Here is an 18,825-nt window from a genome sequence, read left to right on the forward strand (position 1 = left end):
AATGCCATGTTGAGATTTCTCCTGACGCGGATCGCATCGGCTGTGCCGGTGCTGTTGATCCTCAGCATCGTTACGTTTGCGATCATTCAGGCCCCACCCGGCGACTATGCAGACTACATCCGCTCGCAACTCATGAACCAGGGTGGCGCTTCCTTCGAGCAGGCGCAAGCAGAAGCACAGGCCTACCGGGTAGAGCACGGGCTCGATAAGCCGATGGTCGTGCAATATGCCAATTGGATCACCGGTATCGTGACCCGCGGCGACTTCGGCTACAGCTTCTATTATAACAAGCCAGTGGCGGAGGTCGTGGGCGAAAGATTGCCGCGCACGCTGGCGCTTGCTCTTGTGTGCCATATCCTGGCATCGGTCTTTGGCATCACTTTCGGCATCTGGGCCGCAACCCGCCAGTATTCCTGGATAGATAATGTTCTGTCGGCGGTCTCGTTTCTGGGGATGACCATTCCGCGCTTTCTGATGGCGCTCGTGCTTGTTTACCTGATGGTATTTCATTTTGAAGTGTCGGAGATCGGCAGCTTCTTCTCGCCGCAATATGGGGGAGCCCCCTGGTCATTCGCGAAGATCGCGGATCTGATCCATCACATCTGGCCGGTGGTCGCCATCGCCGTCTTCGGCGGGCTCGCCTACAATATGCGGGTGATGCGCGGCAATCTCCTTGATACTCTGAACGCGCAGTATATCGAAACCGCCCGAGCCAAGGGTCTGTCGGAAGGCTCCGTCATCCTGCGCCATGCCGTGCCGAATGCGCTGCACCCTCTCGTTATGTATCAGGGGGTCGTACTGCCGTACATGCTGAGCGGCGAAATCGAAACCGCGATTATCTTTGCGCTGCCGACCGTTGGGCCCGCGATCGTCGGATCTATGGCGGTTGGCGATGTCTATGTCACCGCAACATTCATGATGGTGCTGGCCGCAACGCTTGTGGTTGGCAATATCATCGCCGACATGCTGCTGGCACTGTTGGACCCAAGGGTTCGCGAATTCGGGAGGGCGTAGGATGGTGGCTGTACACGGATCCGAGACCGAAGCGACCGTTGTGGACAACCGGCAGAAGGCCCACAGCAACGAGAGATACGCCGCGCTGGTATGGCGACGTTTTCGCCGCTCCATTACTGGCATGATCGGGCTCATTCTTATCGTCATGCTGGTACTGATGGCGGTATTCGCTGACTTTTTTGCACCGATGAACCCGATGGAAACGCATGAAAGCTTTTCGCCCCCGCAAGCGATAAGCTTTCACGATAAGGACGGAAACCTCACGCTCACGCCGCGGGTCTATGCCACGGCCGAAACGGGGGAACTCGACCCCGTCACCTTCCAGCCAGTCGTCGGACCTGATCTCGAGCATCCGCGCCTACTCGGCTTCTTAGTGAAGGGAGCGGAATACCGCTTGTTTGGCTTCATCAGCATGGACCGTCATTTCTTCGGATCAACGGATGGCCAGCCGGTGCATCTGCTCGGCACCGATAAATTCGGTCGTGATGTGCTGTCCCGTGCCATTCATGGGGCGCGCATCTCGCTGGCAATCGCGCTGAGCGTTGTCACGGTCGTCACGGTGGTCGGAACCAGCGTCGGCCTGGTTTCCGGCTATTTCGGTGGCGCAGCAGATGCCTGGATACAGCGTTTCGTGGACATAGTTCTGGCTTTTCCGCAATTGCCGCTTTACCTGGCGCTGACTTCGCTAATTCCGGTCACGGCCCCGACCAACGTGTTTCTCACCTTCGTGGTCGTCGTCATGTCGGCGCTCGGTTGGGCCCAGATGTCGCGTGAGGTGCGCGGCAAGACTCTGGCGCTTGCCCGAATAGAATATGTGCGGGCAGCAATCGCCGTCGGTGCCAGCGATCGGCGGATCATTTTCCAGCATATTCTACCGAATGTGATGAGCCACGTCATCGTGGCGGTGTCCCTGCAAATACCGACAGTCATCCTGTTGGAATCCTTTCTTGGCTTCCTAGGCTTTGCTGTGAAGCCGCCGCTGATCTCATGGGGCCTGATGCTACAGGACACGGCCACCTATTCAGTCATCGGTTCCTATCCCTGGATTCTCTCACCCGTCGCGTTCGTGCTCGTCGCCGTCTTCGCCTTTAATGCGCTGGGCGATGGTTTGCGTGATGCCGTCGATCCATATTGAGGAAATTGCCCTATGGCTCTTGCAAGACTGAACGCCTTTGCGCCCGAAACGCGGTTCGATCACGCAAATAGAAATGGAGATCCCATTCTGGATGCACGGCACGTCGCTGTGACATTCAAGGTGGAGCATGGGCAGGTCGAGGCCGTGAAGGACATCTCGTTTCAGCTGTATCAAGGTGAAACCATTGCCATCGTTGGCGAATCCGGTTCAGGCAAGTCGGTCACGGCCCGCACGGTAATGGGGCTCTTGACCAAACGCGCGCGGGTTTCGGCTGATGCGACGATCACTTTCAACGGGCAGAATATCCTGAAATTTTCTCCAAAGGCCCGTCGCGCGCTGCGCGGCAACCGGATCTCGATGATTTTCCAGGAGCCGATGAGCTCGCTGAACCCGCTTTACACGATCGGCAGCCAGATCGTCGAGGCAATCCGAGTGCATTCAAGGATCAGCCGCACAGAAGCAGAAGCGCGTGCCCTTGAACTGCTGCGGCAGGTTCAGATCCCTGAACCCGAGGCGCGTTTGAAACAGTATCCGCATCAGCTTTCCGGCGGCCAGCGGCAGCGCGTGATGATCGCCATGGCGCTGTCCAATGACCCTGATGTGCTAATCGCCGACGAACCAACCACCGCGCTTGATGTCACGGTGCAAGCTCAGATCCTCAACCTGATCCGTGATCTCCAGCAGGCGCGCGGCATGGCGGTGGTGCTGATCACACACGACCTCACCATCGTGCGTAAGTTCTCCGACTATGTCTATGTGATGCAGCATGGCGAAATGCGCGAGCACAACACGACGCAGGCTATATTTGCCGATCCTCGCCATCCCTACACTCAGAAGCTGCTTGCATCGGAACCGCAGGGCCGTGCGCGGCCGCTACCGAACGGGGCTTCGCCGCTTCTGATTGCCCGCGGCGTGAGGGTGTCCTTCATGATGCAACACGGCGGCTTCTTCAAGCCGGACATGCGCGAACTGGTGGCTGTCGACAGCTTGGGATTGACCCTTTGCCGCCATGAAACTCTTGGGATCGTCGGGGAATCCGGTTCCGGCAAGACGACCTTCGGACAATCGCTCCTGCGCCTCAACGAGCCGGCAGCCGCCGAGATCCTGTTTGACGGAGAGCGGGTCGATGGCCGCACACGCAAGCAAATGCAGCCTTTACGCGCCCGCATGCAGATCGTCTTCCAGGACCCGTTCGCCTCGCTCAATCCGCGCATGACCATCGGCCAGATCATCGAAGAGGGCTTGATCGTCAACGGCATCGGTAAAACCCGGGCAGAACGGTTGGACCGGGTTCAGGATGCCCTTGAGGCTGCCGGCATGCCGGGTAATATCCTTTCTCGCTTCCCACACGAGTTTTCCGGCGGCCAACGTCAACGCATCGCTATTGCGCGGGCCGTTGCACTGGATCCTGAATTCATTCTGCTGGACGAGCCGACCTCGGCACTCGATCTGTCGGTGCAGGCGCAGATCATCGAATTGCTGCGTAAGCTGCAAGATGAACGTGGGCTTAGCTACCTCTTCATTTCCCACGACCTCAAAGTGGTGCGGGCGCTCTGCCACCGCGTTATCGTCATGCAGCATGGCCGGATCGTTGATGAGGGTCCCGTAGCCGACGTGCTGTCCAATCCCAAGACCGAATACACCCAGCGGCTTGTAAAGGCCGCCTTCGAAATCGCCTGATTGCAGGAGGACTGACATGGCAAGACATCCCAGAATTACATTCATCGGCGCAGGTTCTACGGTGTTCATGAAGAACATCGTCGGCGACGTATTGCAAAGGCCAGCTCTTTCAGAGGCCACCATTGCGTTGATGGATATCAATACGCAGCGCCTGGAAGAGAGTGCCATCGTCGTCAATAAGCTGATTGCCACACTTGGCGTAAATGCAACGGCCGAGACCTACACCGACCAACGTCGCGCGCTTCAAGATGCGGATTTCGTCGTTGTTGCCTTCCAGATCGGCGGCTATGAGCCTTGCACGGTGACCGATTTTGAGCTGCCGAAGAAATATGGTCTACGCCAGACGATTGCCGATACGCTCGGTGTGGGTGGCATCATGCGGGGGCTTCGCACCGTGCCGCATCTCTGGAAGATCTGCGAGGACATGATGGCGGTCTGCCCCAACGCCATTATGCTGCAATATGTGAACCCGATGGCGATCAACACATGGGCCATTGCGGAAAAATATCCTGCCATCCGGCAGGTCGGGCTCTGCCACTCGGTGCAGGGCACGGCGATGGAACTGGCGCACGATCTTGATATTCCATACGAAGAAATTCGCTACCGCTCCGCCGGTATCAATCACATGGCTTTCTTTCTGGAGTTCGAGCATCGCCAGAAGGACGGCAGCTACCGTAACCTCTATCCGGATCTCGTGCGTGGCTACCGCGAGGGCCGCGCCCCCAAGCCCGGCTGGAACCCGCGCTGCCCCAACAAGGTGCGCTATGAAATGCTGACACGCCTTGGCTATTTCGTGACTGAAAGCTCGGAGCATTTTGCCGAATACACGCCCTATTTCATCAAAGAAGGTCGGGAAGACCTGATCGAAAAATTCGGCATTCCGCTCGATGAATATCCCAAGCGCTGCATCGAGCAGATCGACAGATGGAAGGCGCAGGCTGCCGAATACCGCTCTGCGGAGCGGATCGAGGTGCAGCAATCGAAGGAATACGCGTCCTCCATCATCAATTCGGTCTGGACCGGCGAGCCGTCCGTCATTTACGGCAACCAGCGCAACAATGGCTGCATCACCTCTCTGCCGGCCGATTGCGCTGCGGAAGTGCCATGCCTGGTCGACCATAACGGCATTCAGCCCACCTTCATCGGCGATCTGCCCCCGCAGCTGACGGCCTTGATGCGCACCAACATCAACGTGCAGGAACTGACAGTGCGTGCACTCATGAGCGAAAACCGCGAGCACATCTATCATGCTGCCATGATGGATCCTCACACGGCCGCCGAACTCGACCTCGATCAGATCTGGTCGCTTGTCGATGATCTTCTTGTCGCCCATCGGGCTTGGCTGCCGGACTGGACACAGACTAGCGGCGGATACGCAAAAGCGAGCTGAATGGCCGGCATCTAGGAAGCGCGAAACTGCATTTAAGACCGCAGTTTCGCGGCCCTGTTCAGAATCAGGTTCTCGTTGCGGGCCATGACCGCAGCGGTTCAATTTGCTGTTTTAGATCTCCAACCGTTCTCACCGCAATGCTCTAGAGCGTTCGGATGGAGGAATGCGGAGCGGATAAGGTGCGTCCGTTTCCCTGAAGTGACGGACCACCCAAAATCTGGCGAGAGTCCGGAGTCTCATGTTGGAAGCAGCCGGATTATCTCTGCATCGAAAACCGAAATTGACATCTCTTTCAGTCACTTAATTTCAATTTATACGTAAAAAATTTGCCGAAAGTTGCAATTTCGGAACGTACATCAAAGTCGCAAATGCGTATTGATGCTTGGTATTCCAAGTGAACCGACCGAAAGAAAGAACATGAAACTAATCCTCATGGTGCCCTTTTCTCTGGCAGTCATTTCCCTCAGCGGATGCACTACTGTGCCACAGTCCCCGCAAGGTTCCGTAAAGGCTGCTGATGCTTGCGGTGCCTCCCGATATCAGAAATACGTCGGAGGCCCATCTTCAGCGACGGCAGGCTTAAAGATTCCCGACGAGTCACGGCACTACGGTCGGAATGAACGTGTCGCTACTGATACCCCCTCGCGCCTGAATTTTGTTCATAGCGGCACGGCAACGGAAGCTGTGACGGATCCAAAGTCGACTGTGATACGCGTTTTCTGCGGTTGACGGCTACAAAGACGTTACGACTTGTCTGAACGCAATATACCCCGCCGCAATAGCGGCGAGGCCTCTTCAGTCTGCAGATCCGCACCTGATTTCTATTTTTTGACGAGCGCATCCATGGGGACTGGCTCTGAAATGGTCCAGTTGCCAACGACACTCGGCTTGCCGTTCTTTGTTTCGACAATCAGGTAGCGGGCCTGGTTCTGATGATGCAGTTCCTTGGTAAAAGTGCGTGGCCCGAAGAGCGTCGGTTCGGCATTCATTTTTTCAAGCTCACTCACAACGGCGTCGGCGTCCGTTGTCTTGGCTCGTTCGACTGCCTTTGCCCACACATCGATCATCGAATAACCCGGATAAACGTATTGGCTGGATGGATCCGTGCCGGTCTTTTTCTTGTATGCTGCGTTGAATTTTTGGACTTCCGGGTTGGGGTCGTCACCGTAGATGGAGCCCTGGACCGGGGTGTAGAAGTTCGACAGGTCAGGCACAGCCGATAGCCAGTAGCTGCCATCGACCCCTGAACCGTTGAGGATCATCGAGTTGATGCCGGCGGCACGGATCTGTTTGATGGCCGAGACAGCGCCCGGCATCATCGTGCATAGCATGATCGCGTCAGGTTCCTGGGGCAGCGATTTGATGCGTGTGATCTGTGCGGCAATCGAGGCATCGTCGTTCTTGAACGTGTCCTGGCCCACGAGCTTGGCGCCCTGAGCTTCAAGTTTCGGCATCATCCAGTCGAAGCCGTCGCAGATGCCCTTGTTGTATTCCGTCCAGGTGTCGAGCAGGCGATAGAAGGTCTTCGCCTTTTTATCCTTGAATGCCCATTCCGCCATCGTCGCACCCTGCACTGCGGCAAGAACTGACGCCGAGAAGCTATGCGGGCCGACACCCTGTATGCCCGCCTTGACCGATTCAGCGCATAGGAAGAAGGATATAAGGCCGGCATCTTCGGCTGCGAGCGCAGCCGGCGCGCCGAAATCGTAGTCGCAGGAGACCACAACCAGCTTAGCACCTTGGTCGATGACCGACAGGCCGGCCTTTGCACCTTCGGCACGGTCAGACTTGGTGTCGGCCGAAACCACTTTAATCTTCTTGCCGAGCAGGCCGCCGGCCGCGTTGATCTCGTCGATACGGATCATCGCAGCGTCCTCTGCAGGCTTGTCGTAGGCTTCCATGAAGCCGGAAGAGGCGGTGGCGAAGCCGACCACGATTTCACTGTCGTCGGCCATTGCGGGATGGGCGCCGATGGCGAATACCAGGGCGAAAGCTGACGCGATAAAACTTCTCAGGTATGCCATTAGCTGTTCCTTTTTTATCACCAGAGGGATTTCCGCCGGCTATTTATGGCGATTGCGATTGAAGAACGTGATCTCGCGATTACCGATCAGACCGGCCGGTCGAAGCGCGAGAATCACGATCATGATGACGCCGAGGGCGATTTCCTGAAGCCCCTTTGGAAGCGCAAGAGTGATTGAGCCGATAGGCACGCCCGCCTCAAACCAGCGCAAAGCTTGGATGAGAGCGGAAAGCAGGACGACCCCAATCACCGCACCCGACAGGCTGCTCATGCCACCGACGACGAGCATCGACAGCGTGATGAAGGTAAGACCGAGGTAGAAGGTATCTGGTGTGACGACACCGATGGAATGGGCCATCATTGCTCCGCCGAGGCCTGTGACTGCACCGGATATGGTGAAGGCAACCAAGCGCTCTTTGGGAATATCGACGCCGGAGGCCGCAGCGGCCGTCGGCTCGTCACGGGCGGCGCGCAGAGCAAGGCCGGCACGTGAAATAGCATGTGCCCAGGCGATGAAGATTGCGACGACGGCGGCGATGACGTAAGGCCAGATGGCTCGAACGATCGGAATGCCGACGACCGACGACGTGGCGCCCGTCACATTTTCCCAGTTGGAATAGACGGTGTTGATCATGGCAAGTACGGCGAAGGTGGCGATTGACGCTGCGATGCCGGATAGGCGCATCAGGACTTTTCCCAGTATCAGCGCCGCCAACCCGGCAAATAGCGCAGCAAATACAGCGGATTCCCAATAGGGTAGCTTGGTGTCCAGCAACCAAGCCGGCAATCCCGGCAAAGCACTCTTTTTCATCATAGGGCTGATGGTCAGCCATGCAGCGGCATAGGCGCCCAGACAGGTGAAGCCAATGTGGCCGAAACTGAGCACACCGGAGTTGCCGATGAAGATATAGAGGCCCACAACGAGCGTCACTCGGACGAAAACGTCGATCACCGCCTGGTTGAGGGGCCTGGAGCCGGTCATGACAGTCAGACAGGCTATCACCACAATCAGCAGTGAAAGCAGGATCGGCGTCATTATTGTCTTGCGCGCAAGCCAGAAGCGCGGCGGCTTTTTCCGTGGAGCGAGTTCGTCCGGCAAGGTGGGAACAGTGACTGTTGTCATGGGATCAGACCCTTTCCTTGGTGCCGCGCGCGGCGATCAAACCTTGCGGACGGAAGAGGAGGATGAGGATAACGGCGCCGTATACAAAGGCATCACGAAACGGACGTGCATCCACCGGCAACACGACCTGCATGACGACGGACGCAGCGCCGAGCAGGAAGCCGGCAAGGACTGCGCCAGCCAGGCTGCCGAGACCGCCGATCACGGTGGCGATGAAAGCCATCAGCATGATCGAAGCGCCCATCTGGATGTCGGCCGTCCCGGTCTGGCTGCCAAAGATCATTGCAATAGCGCCAGCAAGCGCTCCGGAAAGGGCAAAAGCGGCCATAATCACGCGATTGGCTCGGACGCCAAGCATACGGGCCATGGAGAAATTTTCTGCTGCGGCCCGCATTTCAAGGCCGAAGCGGGTCCGCCGCAGGAACAGCGAGAGACCAATCAGGATAAGCACCGTCGCAACGATGGTCATTAACTGCAGCAGCGGAAGCCGGGCTCCGAAGATCTGCACCGGCTGCGAAAGCGCAGGCAGTAGTGAGATGGACTTGGGTCGGCTTGTGAACAGCATCAGCAGGAAGTAGCGGATGACAAAGCCGAGCGCGAAGGAGGCGATCATCATCGTCGCCGGATTGGCGCGGCGGAAGTGACGGAAGACGACGATCTCGCAGAGCACAGACAGCCCTGCCCCGACGGCGAGAATCAGCGGGATCAGCAGGAACCATGGCAGGTTGCCGGCAAAGACAAGGGCTATCGCGTCCGTGGAAGGCCATAGCAGCGCAAAGATGCAAAAAGCGATGACATCGCCATGGGCAAAATTGACCAGCCGCATGACGCCAAAGATCAGCGCGATGCCTAGCGCGCCAAGAGCATATAGAGATCCAAAAGACAATGAATCGAAGATAATTTGGAGCATCTCAGTGTTCCTCGTAGCCGAAATATGCGGCCTGAACGGCTTCGCTATTGCCGAGGACGCGCGCGTCTCCGTCGAGCACTATCTCGCCGCCGCGCATGAGGATCATGCGACCGCCAACCATGAGTGCACGGGCGAAGCTTTGCTCGACGATCAGCAGCGTCAGGTTACGCTGCGCTTGCAGCGCGATCAGCCGCTCATAGACTTGATCGGTGATGTTCGGAGCTAGCCCGAGCGATGGCTCGTCAATCGCGATCAGGCGGGGATTGGTCATCAGCGCGCGGCCGATGACGAGCATCTGCTGCTGGCCGCCCGAAAGTAGGCCGGCCTGGCCGTTGCGGCGCTCCTTCAGGATCGGGAAGATATCATAGACAGCTTCGAGTTCGGTGGCGGCACGACCGCGCCAGCCGCTTTCGCGAGCGCGCATGCCTGTGCCGACCATAAGGTTCTCCTCAATTGTCAGAGAACCGAAGACCTCGCGGCCCTCCGGCACCATGGAAAAGCCAAGGCGGGCGATGTCTTCCGGCGCCATGCCGGTGATATCTTGTCCCGCGAACTCTATTCTTCCCGCTGCCGTGGGCGTCACGCCTGCGATGGCGCGCATCAGCGACGATTTACCTGCACCATTCGGGCCGGTAATGAAGAGGATTTCCCCTTCCTGCATTGCAAACGACACGTCGCGTACGGCGGTGAGCCGCCCATAGCGGATGGCGAGATCTGAGACAGCAATTATGCTCATTGGAGCGTCTCCGCGACGGGCAAATCGTTGGTGGCGGCAGTGCCCATGTATGCATGCCGCACTTTTTCGCTGGCACGGATGGCGGCTGCCGTTCCCTCCTCAATGACCGCGCCGGAATCCAGCACGACGATATGGTCGCAGAGCCCGAGGACGAGGCCGACATTGTGTTCAATGATCAGCACACCGCAGCGAAGCTCGCGGGCGATCCGACGCACCAGCGCCGACAATTCAGCCGCTTCGTGACTGCTCATGCCGGCGGCAGGCTCGTCGAGAAGAATATAGGCCGGGCGGCCTATCAGGGCGCGTCCGATGGCAACCCGCCGCTCGTCGGTGTAGGGCAAGGTCCCAGCGATGCGCGAGCCGAGCGCGCCGATGCCGATCCACTCGAGCATGGCTTCGGCTTCCGCAACGGCGGTGCGTCGGCTCATACCCAATCCGACGCCGGTCACTTCCAGATTGTCGATGACCGGCAGATCGCGGAAAAGCCGTCCGCCCTGAAAAGTTCTTGCAATCCCTCGGCGCCGCACCTGATGAGGTTTGAGGCCTGCGAGCGACGATCCGTCAAGCTTGATTGCACCCTCGGTCGGCGCCTGAAATCCCGTCAACACATTGACCAGCGTGGTCTTGCCGGCTCCGTTCGGACCGATCAAACCGCTGATGTGTCCCGGCGTAATGTCGAGCGTCACCGATGACAGCGCCTTGAGCCCGGCAAAGGTAACGGAAACATTGTGCGTACTTAATTGATTCATAAGGCCCAGTTCCTTGTATTGTGACGGAATGGGCATGCGGAGACGGGCCGTATTCGGCCTTTAAATCTCGACAATGTTCCCCATCGGTTCCGGCGATCTCTTCGGATCACTTGCCGCCCAACTTCACGCCGTTTTACTGCTTCGTCTTGTCGCTGCGCGTGCCGGACTTTGTCATTCAGCGTTAAGAAGAGCCGCAGTTGGCCGATCGCCCCTCTCCGCGTCTCCGCCCCCGCCGGAGCCGTACCGAGCGCCTCAGACGGTTGGACCACCTTTGCGTTCGCGTTCATCGCTTGACGGCCGCACGAACTGCCGACCAGATAGACGCAGGAATTGGCTATCTCTGCACTGCGGAGCGAGAAGTGCGGCATAAAGCGAATAAACCGCGTCCCTGCCGATATGCAGGCTTACTTCGGCGTCCATCCCCGCCAAACCGCGGAAGGTGCATTCCTCGGTCATGCAGCCCATCAGGGCGCCGATGTCCCGCGCACGAGTAACTGGTGAAGAATGTCGAGCCGTCGGCGGTTAGGGTTTCCTTGACCGGGGCATCATCTCGCCGCCGCTCAAGCCAGGCCTTCTGCAGCGACGGCAGCCGGAAGTCGATCAAGTGTCCTGCCCATGCGCGCCATGATCTCAGTGATGTCGTCCGACGTGACGATCAGCGGCGGGCAAAGCGCCAGCTGGTCGCCGATGGCGCGGAATATAAGCCCTTCTTCATGCCCGATGGCTGAAGCGATGGCTCCTGCCCTGCCGATCTTTTCGAATGGCTTGCGCGTGGCCTTGTTGGAAACGAGCTCAACCGCGCCGATCAAGCCCGCGCCGCGGGCCTCACCCACGAGCGGATGGTGAGCGAAGGCCTGAAGGCCGGCCTGAAACTGCGCTTCGAGCCGCGCCGCACTGCCGATCAGGTCGCGTTCCTCAATGATCGCAAGGTTTTCGAGCGCAACCGCCGAGGCTACGGGATGACCGGAGGCGGTGAAGCCATGGCCGAAGACACCGATCTTTTCCGAATTGTCTGCAATCGCCTGATAGATAGCGTCGGAAAACATGACGGCGGCAAACGGCATGTAGGATGACGTGATCTGCTTCGACAACGTCATGATATCGGGCGTGAAACCGTATTTCTGGCAGCCGAACGACTTACCAAGGCGGCCGAAGCCGCAGATGACTTCGTCGGAAACGATGAGAATGTCGTTGGCCCGGCAGATGCGCTCAACGCCTTCCCAATAGCCGGCCGGAGGTGGCAGCACGCCGCCCGCCGCCATCAGCGGCTCCCCGATGAACGCGGCAATGGTGTCGGCCCCCTCTGTCGAGATGACGGTTTCCAGCTCGGCAAGCAGGCGCGCGGTAAATGCTGCCTCGTCTTCGCCTTCGGCACCGAAGCGGTAGAAATGGGGGCATGTCAGATGATGAACCGGAATGGCCGGCAAATCGAAGTCGCGATGGTTCACCGGCAGCCCGGTAAGGCTACCCGAAGCTATGGTAATGCCGTGATAGCCCTTGATGCGTGACAGGAACTTCTTTTTGTTAGGGCGGCCGAGCGCATTGTTCATGTACCAGACCATCTTGACGATAGTGTCGTTGGCTTCCGAGCCGGAGGAGGTGCAGAACACGCGATTGATGTTCGGCGGGGTCATTTCCACCAACTTCTCGGCAAGGCGGATTGATGGTTCGTGCGACTTGGAGGAGAAGGTGTGATAGTACGGCAGCTTTAGCATCTGCTTGTACGCAGCCTCTGCCAGCCGTGGTTCGGAAAAGCCGACGGCGACGGACCAAAGGCCAGCGAGCCCCTCGATATACTCCTTGCCCCGCTCGTCATAGACGCGGATGCCTTCCCCGCGATCGATAACGAGCGGACCGGTGCGCTCGTGCTGGCGCAGGTTCGTGTTTGGATGCAGGGTCGTAGCAATGTCTGCGGCGGCAAGTGAATTGGAAAGAACGGTCATCTCAAGATCTCACAGGCTGGAGCTGATAGTGGTGATGGTTTGCATTCAAGAGTTCTTCGATAATCTACGTCCAGACGTCGCGACCAAGCAGGTTTGTTTGGCGCCGCCAAACGGCGAGATCGCGTTGGATCAGGTCGTCATCGATACCGCTCACGCCCGTCGAACGCATGGAAGCCATGGGCAATGTTGGACAGGTGCACTGTGGCATGATCTCCGCATCGTTGCCGAAGCGCGAGTTGCCGTAGCTCTCGCATATGTCGCAGTGCCACCTCATCAGAACCTTTACTTCTTGTACTGACGTCACCCGCCCCGCAGTTTATCTCAGCCCAGCGTATTGGCCGCCCAGCTCACCGCGATATGTGGATGGACGGGAGCGGGTTCGCGGTCATGTATCAACTGCAGTACCCGCGGTGGTGTAAGCGGCAGCTGCGATACAGGCTTGCCGATCGCGCGGGCAACGGCGCAGGCGATGGCCGAGCCGACAGCGAGGATCGGAACCTCGCCAGCCCCCTTGGTGCCGAGCGGCCCCATCGACGGTGCCCCCTCATAGAGGTCGGCGACAACGGGAACGACATCCTGAGCGAGCGGCAAGCGATAGGTTTCGAAACTATCCTGGGCGATGCGGCCATCATCCGTGATCGTGATCTCCTCGTGGAGCGCGTAACCAAGCCCCTGCACAACGCCACCCTGGATCTGGCCCATGATGGCGCGTCGGTTGAGGGCGCGGCCGACATCCTGCACGACTCGGTAGGCGAGCACTTCGACGTGCCCGGTATCCGCATCGACTGCCACCTCCGCCTCGTGAACGACAAAGACCGGGATATCCAGAGCATCGATGAAATGGCCCATCGCGCAACCGGACATGGCCGGCGTATTCTTAGCAGTGAAGCTGCCTGTGCCGCTGATCGGCCCTGTTGTCGCCTGCGCATGGGCGACCACTGTTGGAATTGATATTCCGGAACCGGGGCGGTCAACGATTTCCACCCGGCCCTCTCGCAAGACGAGCCTTTCTGGCGCGGTTTGCAACATCTCGCTTGCGGTACGCAACAGCTTTTCCCTAACTTCCGCAGAGGCATCGATGCTTGCCGCACCGATGGAAACCGTGGTGCGACCGCCTCCGACGCCCGCGTCGAGTCCTGCGGCGTCCGTGTCGGCCTCGCGGACCACGACCTGCTCCGGCCGCAGTCCAAGCTGTCCGGCGACGATCTGAGGCAGCGACTGCATCATCGTGCCAGAACCGATTTCGACACCTGACGTTACCAGCGTCGCGCTGCCGTCGGCATTCAGGTTGATTGTTGCGGCAGAGGGCCCGACGAAGATGAACCAAGTGCCGACTGTCGTTGCGCGACCGTAAAGACGGCGATCCGCCTTTTCCTCAACCGTACCAGTCGTTGCCCGCAACACCTCCATGCGCTCCAGCATCGGACGTAGAACGCTGCCTTCGAAGACCTGGCCCGTCGGCCCCAGGTCGCCATTGCCTAAGACATTGCGTTTGCGGAATTCCAGAGGGTCTATGTCGAGCGCGGCGCAGATTTCATCTGTATGCCGTTCCAACGCGAAGCCGTTGTAGACACCATTACAGGCGCGAAAAGCACCATTGGGTGGCGTGTTCGTATAGACCGCGCGGCTGACCAGCCGCACGGCGCCCAGCCGATAGCTGCCGCCAAGCGTATGCGATGTCATGGTGGTGAGAAAAATCTGCTCACCGCCATAGGCACCACAGTCCATCAGCACGACCGCCTCGCGTCCGACGATCTCGCCATCGGCCGTCAAGGCTGACCGGATGGCAATTTCCGCGTTCTCGCGACACAAGCATGTGGCCATCTCCTCCTGCCGGCTGTTCTCGATCATAACCTTGCGGCCCGTCAACCGGGCAAGAAGCGCTGCGATCGGTTCGATGGAGGCATCAAATTTAAGCCCAAACGCGCCGCCCACAGGCGGGACGGTGACCCGCACGCGGCCGGGCGGCAGCTGCATCACCCGACCGGTGACGTTGCGCACGGTCCATGGCACCTGAGTGGACGCCTCTATATGGGCACGCCCATCCTCCCAACTGCCAATCGCCACGCGGGGTTCAAAGGGAACATGGCTCTGCCTGCCCACCGTGAAGCAGCTTTCGATGATGGTTACGTCATCACGCGCGAAGGCGGCATCGACATCCCCGCGGACCGACTTCGCCTCCCAGGCAATGTTGCCGGCACGAGCGCCCCCCTCTGAGAGCACGTCGTAGCTGCGCCAGTCCTCGTGCAGGAGGCGCGCACCTGGAGCCAGCGCCTCGGCCATCGTCAGGATCGGTGCCAGCGGCTCTACTTCGAGGATGATTGCCGCAAGAGCGGCCCGGGCCTCTGCTTCGGTTTCGGCTGCAATCGCGGCAATCGGCTCTCCATTATATCGGATGACGTCGGTCGCAAACAAAGGATGATCGGCGATACCTATGCCGTAGTTACCGGGCGCATCCAAGCCTGTCGCAATGCCCAGAACACCGGGGCAAACTAAGGCTGCCGACACATCCAGCCGCACGATGCGTCCGGATGGTACGTTCGAGCGCAGTAGAACGGCATGCAGCATGTCCGGGCTGGTGCGGTCGTTTGTATATTTGGTCCGTCCACGCAGCTTGTCACGCGCATCGCGGCGCGGAAGATCCATAACGGTCGCCGAAACATCATCCATGGACTGGTCCTTCTTTCGGCATGGCGAGGAAATCCATGATCGCATCGATGATGCGCTCGTAGCCCGTGCACCGACAGATGTTGCCCACCATCGCCGCTTTCACTTCTGTCCGGGTCGCAGATGGATTTTCCCTTAGGAATGGAGAAAGGCTCATGATCATTCCAGGGAAGCACATGCCGCACTGGACAACATCGGCGGCCAGGAAGGCGGCCTGGAGTGAATGAAGCGGACCGTCGCCCGTCGCCATCGACTCTATCGAGTTCACGATCGCCCCATCCAGCAGGCCTATGGGCCTGAGGCAGGACATGACCGCCTGTCCATCGATATCGACAGTGCAGGCCCCGCAGAAGCCCTCACGACATACAGCCTTGGTGCCCGTCAGGAAACGTTCACTCCGCAGAACATCCACCAGCGGCGTCATCGGATCGCCGCTGAAGCGGTAGGAGGAGCCATTGATACGAAGTGACACGGTCATCGACCGACCTCCCTGTTTAAAAGGACCGACATACTGCGACGGACAAGGGCCGGGAGTACCTGCCTGCGATACCAGCCATCCGCCTCGATACCGTCCCGGCCTTTGAAGTCATTGCTCTCCACAGCCAGCGCTTCGGCACTTTTGGCGTCAGCAGGCCTGCCGCCGGGCTGTGCGGCAAACGCCTTTTCAAGGGCTGTCCAGCGGCGCCCGACATCTTCGACAGACCCGACCGCCGCGCAGATTTTTCCGTCGGCACAAAGCGCGAGTGAAACGATGGCTACAGGATAATCGCCAGCCCGGCGCAAAGGCAACCGCGCGTGGGCACTGGCAAGGATATCGCGGCGGAGGAACACTTTGGATAACATCATATCGGTCAGGAGCCTCTTGCGGTCCGCAAGAAATGAAAAGAATGGAATGACCAAGGTGCCGTCCACGCCTTGCAGTTCGACTGTCGCCTCTACCGCCAAAAGCGCTGGTACGAGGTCCGCAGCGGAGAAATCCTGCGTGCAAAGATTGCCGCCAATGGTCGCGACTCGACGCACCGCAGGGTTGGCTGCGCTCGCTGCAGCAGCAGCCACAGCCTCCAGCCCGGCGAAGCCTGCCAGAGACCGACCCAGTTCCTGATGGCTCACCGCCGCGCCGATCACGATGCGATCTGCTTCAATATCGACAGTGTTAAAGCCGGCTAGCTTGTGCAGAGAGACCAAAGCGCTGGGAAGCGGACGGCCACGCCGCGGATCGCGCATCAGCCATGTACCGCCAGCCAGAATCTTTGCGCCCTGCCCAACTGCGGCAAGCGCTTCTTCGATACTGCCCGCAACGATCAACGACCGGTCCCGATTATCGAACATCCTCTAGTAACCTCAAATGCCGTCTTGTGCGGCGTTGCAGCCTACTGTCTCAGTTAAGCGCTCATGTGAAATAGGAGTCTCTCTTGAATTTGATATCGGTAAACCGACAAGAGACCGGCGGGCGCGACCTAAGCGAGCGCCAATCGCCAGCATCTGGTTCACGTCCAGTGGGCTACACTGCGCTTCTCGAAGCTTTCCCGGAACTGGGCCGTCGTCTTTTCCAGCACGTCTCCGCTTTCCCATTCGAGGATGACGGCAAAGCGGCGAACAGCATCGAGGGCGTTTATCTCGCCAGCCTTGTAACGCAACGAAACCTCGGTCGGGTCCATTCTAGCCCATTCCTTCCGCTGGCGGCGGATGTCGGCCCGGACTGCTTCCGTAGCGGGCAAGTCGATCTCGTATGCGCAGATGTCGCGGTCTATCACCACCAGCACCACCCCATAATCGACGACCGCCCGTTCGATCGAAACGTAATCGTCGATGACATCCTCCAGCACTTGCCGCGGATCACGCTCCAGCGGATCGCCAAAGCCTCCCCCGCCAGCCGTCGGGCGGGCGAATTCATCACCTGTAAAGACTGGATAGTCGGAGAATACCGAGCCGAGCCATGTATCGGTCTCTTCACCGGCGCGGCGAATTGTCAGGCCGTGGGGCATGGACGGGAGCCCACCCTCGACGCCCCAAACCACTGCACGCTCTCGGTCGCAGATGTAGGACATGACAGCGTTCTCGGCTTCCAGCAGCACGGACGTCTTCTGAACGCCCACGCCGCCGCGCCACTTGCCCGGACCGGCCGAATCCTGCTTGATCTGGAATTCGACAGTTCTTGTGGGATTGACGCGTTCATTGCCTTCGTTCGGCTGGGACATGAGACCTGTGCCGAAGCAAGCGGTGGTCACGTCGGCACCGTCCTTGCCGTTGCGTCCGCCCCAGCCGCCCGGCAGCCACTCATAAAACATGAAGATCGGCTTTTCTGGCTTGCGCGCATCGCGGCCACCGGCCAGCAGATACTCGAGATTGAAAGCGCAGGCGATCGCCCGTTCAGGCATGATCTGCGACCACATCTCAAAAATCGCGTTCATGATCTTCTCAAATGGCATGAGAAAGCCGGTGACCGCAACCGGCCACTCGGCGCTGACGACGCTATTGTTCGGTGCCGTCAATTGGATCATCCGGTAAAAGCCGCTGTTGAGCGGCAGATCCGGGAAGAAGGTTTTCATGCCAGCGACAACAGCGGAAAATGTCGCTCCTGGCGCGGAGTTGTACATGGAAGCGATCGTCGAATGACTGCCTGTGAAGTCGTAATGCACAGCGTCGCCCTTGATCGTCATCTTGATGCGGATCGGGATCATTCCCTCTCCTGCCCCCAGATCACGGTCGATGTAATCGACAGTCTCCCAAGTGCCATCGGGCAATTCGGCCAGACGCTTGCGCACGGCGCGCTCTACATAGTCCTGCACTTCCTCCATTCCGCGGGTGACCTTGCCGCGGCCATACTTCTTGACCAGCCGCAGGAGTTCACGCTCGGCGGCCTGTGTCGCTTGCGCCTGTGAATGGATGTCGCCGATGATCGAGGCAGGATCACGGGTATTGGCAGCAATCAGATTGGCAACATCCGAGCAGAAACGGCCGGCCTGGAACAGCCGAACCGGGGTAATGCGCATGCCTTCCCGGAACATATCGCGCGCCGTGACATCAAACGAGCCGGGCACAGAGCCGCCGAGGTCCGACCAGTGCCCGTTGGATTGTGAAAAGCCGATCAGCACGTCCTCATCGAAGATCGGGCGAACGAGGCGGACGTCGCTGAAATGGGTGCCGCCAGCATAAGGGTCGTTAATTGCATAAACATCCCCAGGCGCCATGTCATTTTCGAAAACGCGGATCACCTCTTTGCAGGTATTGTGCAGCGTACCGACGTGGACGGCGATGTCGTAGTTGCCCTGCGCCACGGAATTGCCGTCGGCATCATGCAGCGCGTTGGAGAAATCGCGATTGTAGATGACAAAGGAATAGCAGGTACGCAGCATCTGCTCGGCCATCTGATCGACGGTGGTGATGAAGGAGTTCTTGAGGACTTCAAAGGTGACTGGATCGAGGCTCTGTTCGGGTTCCATAGGATTGGTCAT

14 protein-coding genes are annotated in these 18,825 nt (G+C 59.0%); 4 read left to right on the plus strand and 10 right to left on the minus strand.

Annotated elements, in window-relative coordinates:
• Positions 1–6: 6 nt before the first annotated feature.
• The 4 genes from BJF91_RS05000 to melA are packed head-to-tail and all read left to right on the plus strand — an operon-like array spanning position 7 to position 5,219.
• Positions 7–1,014, plus strand: coding sequence for an ABC transporter permease (locus BJF91_RS05000; protein WP_075613434.1), 1,008 nt, complete (start codon positions 7–9; stop codon positions 1,012–1,014).
• A gap of 1 nt (position 1,015) precedes the next feature.
• Complete coding sequence (locus BJF91_RS05005) at positions 1,016–2,149, plus strand: ABC transporter permease (protein ID WP_075613371.1); 1,134 nt, start codon at positions 1,016–1,018, stop codon at positions 2,147–2,149.
• Positions 2,150–2,161: 12 nt separating this feature from the next.
• The gene (locus BJF91_RS05010) at positions 2,162–3,829 is read left to right on the plus strand and encodes an ABC transporter ATP-binding protein (protein WP_075613372.1); all 1,668 of its coding nucleotides are present in this window, start codon (positions 2,162–2,164) and stop codon (positions 3,827–3,829) included.
• 16 nt (positions 3,830–3,845) lie between these two features.
• Positions 3,846–5,219 carry an alpha-glucosidase/alpha-galactosidase gene (melA, locus tag BJF91_RS05015; RefSeq protein WP_075613373.1) on the plus strand — a complete coding sequence of 458 codons (1,374 nt, stop codon included), beginning with the start codon at positions 3,846–3,848 and terminating at the stop codon, positions 5,217–5,219.
• Positions 5,220–6,040: 821 nt separating this feature from the next.
• Here melA and BJF91_RS05020 read toward each other — a convergent pair.
• The 10 genes from BJF91_RS05020 to BJF91_RS05070 form a co-directional block, all read right to left on the minus strand.
• Complete coding sequence (locus tag BJF91_RS05020; RefSeq protein WP_075613374.1) at positions 6,041–7,243, minus strand: ABC transporter substrate-binding protein; 1,203 nt, start codon at positions 7,241–7,243, stop codon at positions 6,041–6,043.
• A gap of 39 nt (positions 7,244–7,282) precedes the next feature.
• Positions 7,283–8,365 carry a branched-chain amino acid ABC transporter permease gene (locus BJF91_RS05025; RefSeq protein ID WP_083943143.1) on the minus strand — a complete coding sequence of 361 codons (1,083 nt, stop codon included), beginning with the start codon at positions 8,363–8,365 and terminating at the stop codon, positions 7,283–7,285.
• 4 nt (positions 8,366–8,369) lie between these two features.
• Positions 8,370–9,275, minus strand: coding sequence for a branched-chain amino acid ABC transporter permease (locus BJF91_RS05030; RefSeq protein ID WP_083943145.1), 906 nt, complete (start codon positions 9,273–9,275; stop codon positions 8,370–8,372).
• A gap of 1 nt (position 9,276) precedes the next feature.
• Positions 9,277–10,011 (minus strand): ABC transporter ATP-binding protein, encoded by a 735-nt coding sequence (locus tag BJF91_RS05035; protein ID WP_075613376.1) that lies wholly within the window; start codon positions 10,009–10,011, stop codon positions 9,277–9,279.
• Positions 10,008–10,760, minus strand: coding sequence for an ABC transporter ATP-binding protein (locus tag BJF91_RS05040; protein ID WP_075613377.1), 753 nt, complete (start codon positions 10,758–10,760; stop codon positions 10,008–10,010). The genes BJF91_RS05035 and BJF91_RS05040 overlap by 4 nt, the downstream gene beginning before the upstream one ends.
• 560 nt (positions 10,761–11,320) lie before the next feature.
• On the minus strand, positions 11,321–12,703 hold the full coding sequence (locus BJF91_RS05050) for an aspartate aminotransferase family protein (RefSeq protein ID WP_075613379.1): 1,383 nt from the start codon (positions 12,701–12,703) through the stop codon (positions 11,321–11,323).
• A 321-nt stretch (positions 12,704–13,024) separates the two neighbouring features.
• Positions 13,025–15,373 (minus strand): xanthine dehydrogenase family protein molybdopterin-binding subunit, encoded by a 2,349-nt coding sequence (locus BJF91_RS05055; protein WP_075613380.1) that lies wholly within the window; start codon positions 15,371–15,373, stop codon positions 13,025–13,027.
• Positions 15,366–15,848, minus strand: a complete 483-nt coding sequence (locus tag BJF91_RS05060) for a (2Fe-2S)-binding protein (protein ID WP_075613381.1) — start codon at positions 15,846–15,848, stop codon at positions 15,366–15,368. The genes BJF91_RS05055 and BJF91_RS05060 overlap by 8 nt, the downstream gene beginning before the upstream one ends.
• A complete protein-coding gene (locus BJF91_RS05065; protein WP_075613382.1) occupies positions 15,845–16,699 on the minus strand; it encodes an FAD binding domain-containing protein in 855 nt (284 codons plus the stop codon). Before BJF91_RS05065 ends, BJF91_RS05060 begins: the two co-directional genes overlap by 4 nt.
• Before the next feature lie 158 nt (positions 16,700–16,857).
• Positions 16,858–18,825 (minus strand): hydantoinase B/oxoprolinase family protein, encoded by a 1,968-nt coding sequence (locus BJF91_RS05070; protein ID WP_075613383.1) that lies wholly within the window; start codon positions 18,823–18,825, stop codon positions 16,858–16,860.

Source organism: Gillisella taibaishanensis (assembly GCF_001938985.1).
GTDB lineage: Bacteria > Pseudomonadota > Alphaproteobacteria > Rhizobiales > Rhizobiaceae > Allorhizobium > Allorhizobium taibaishanense.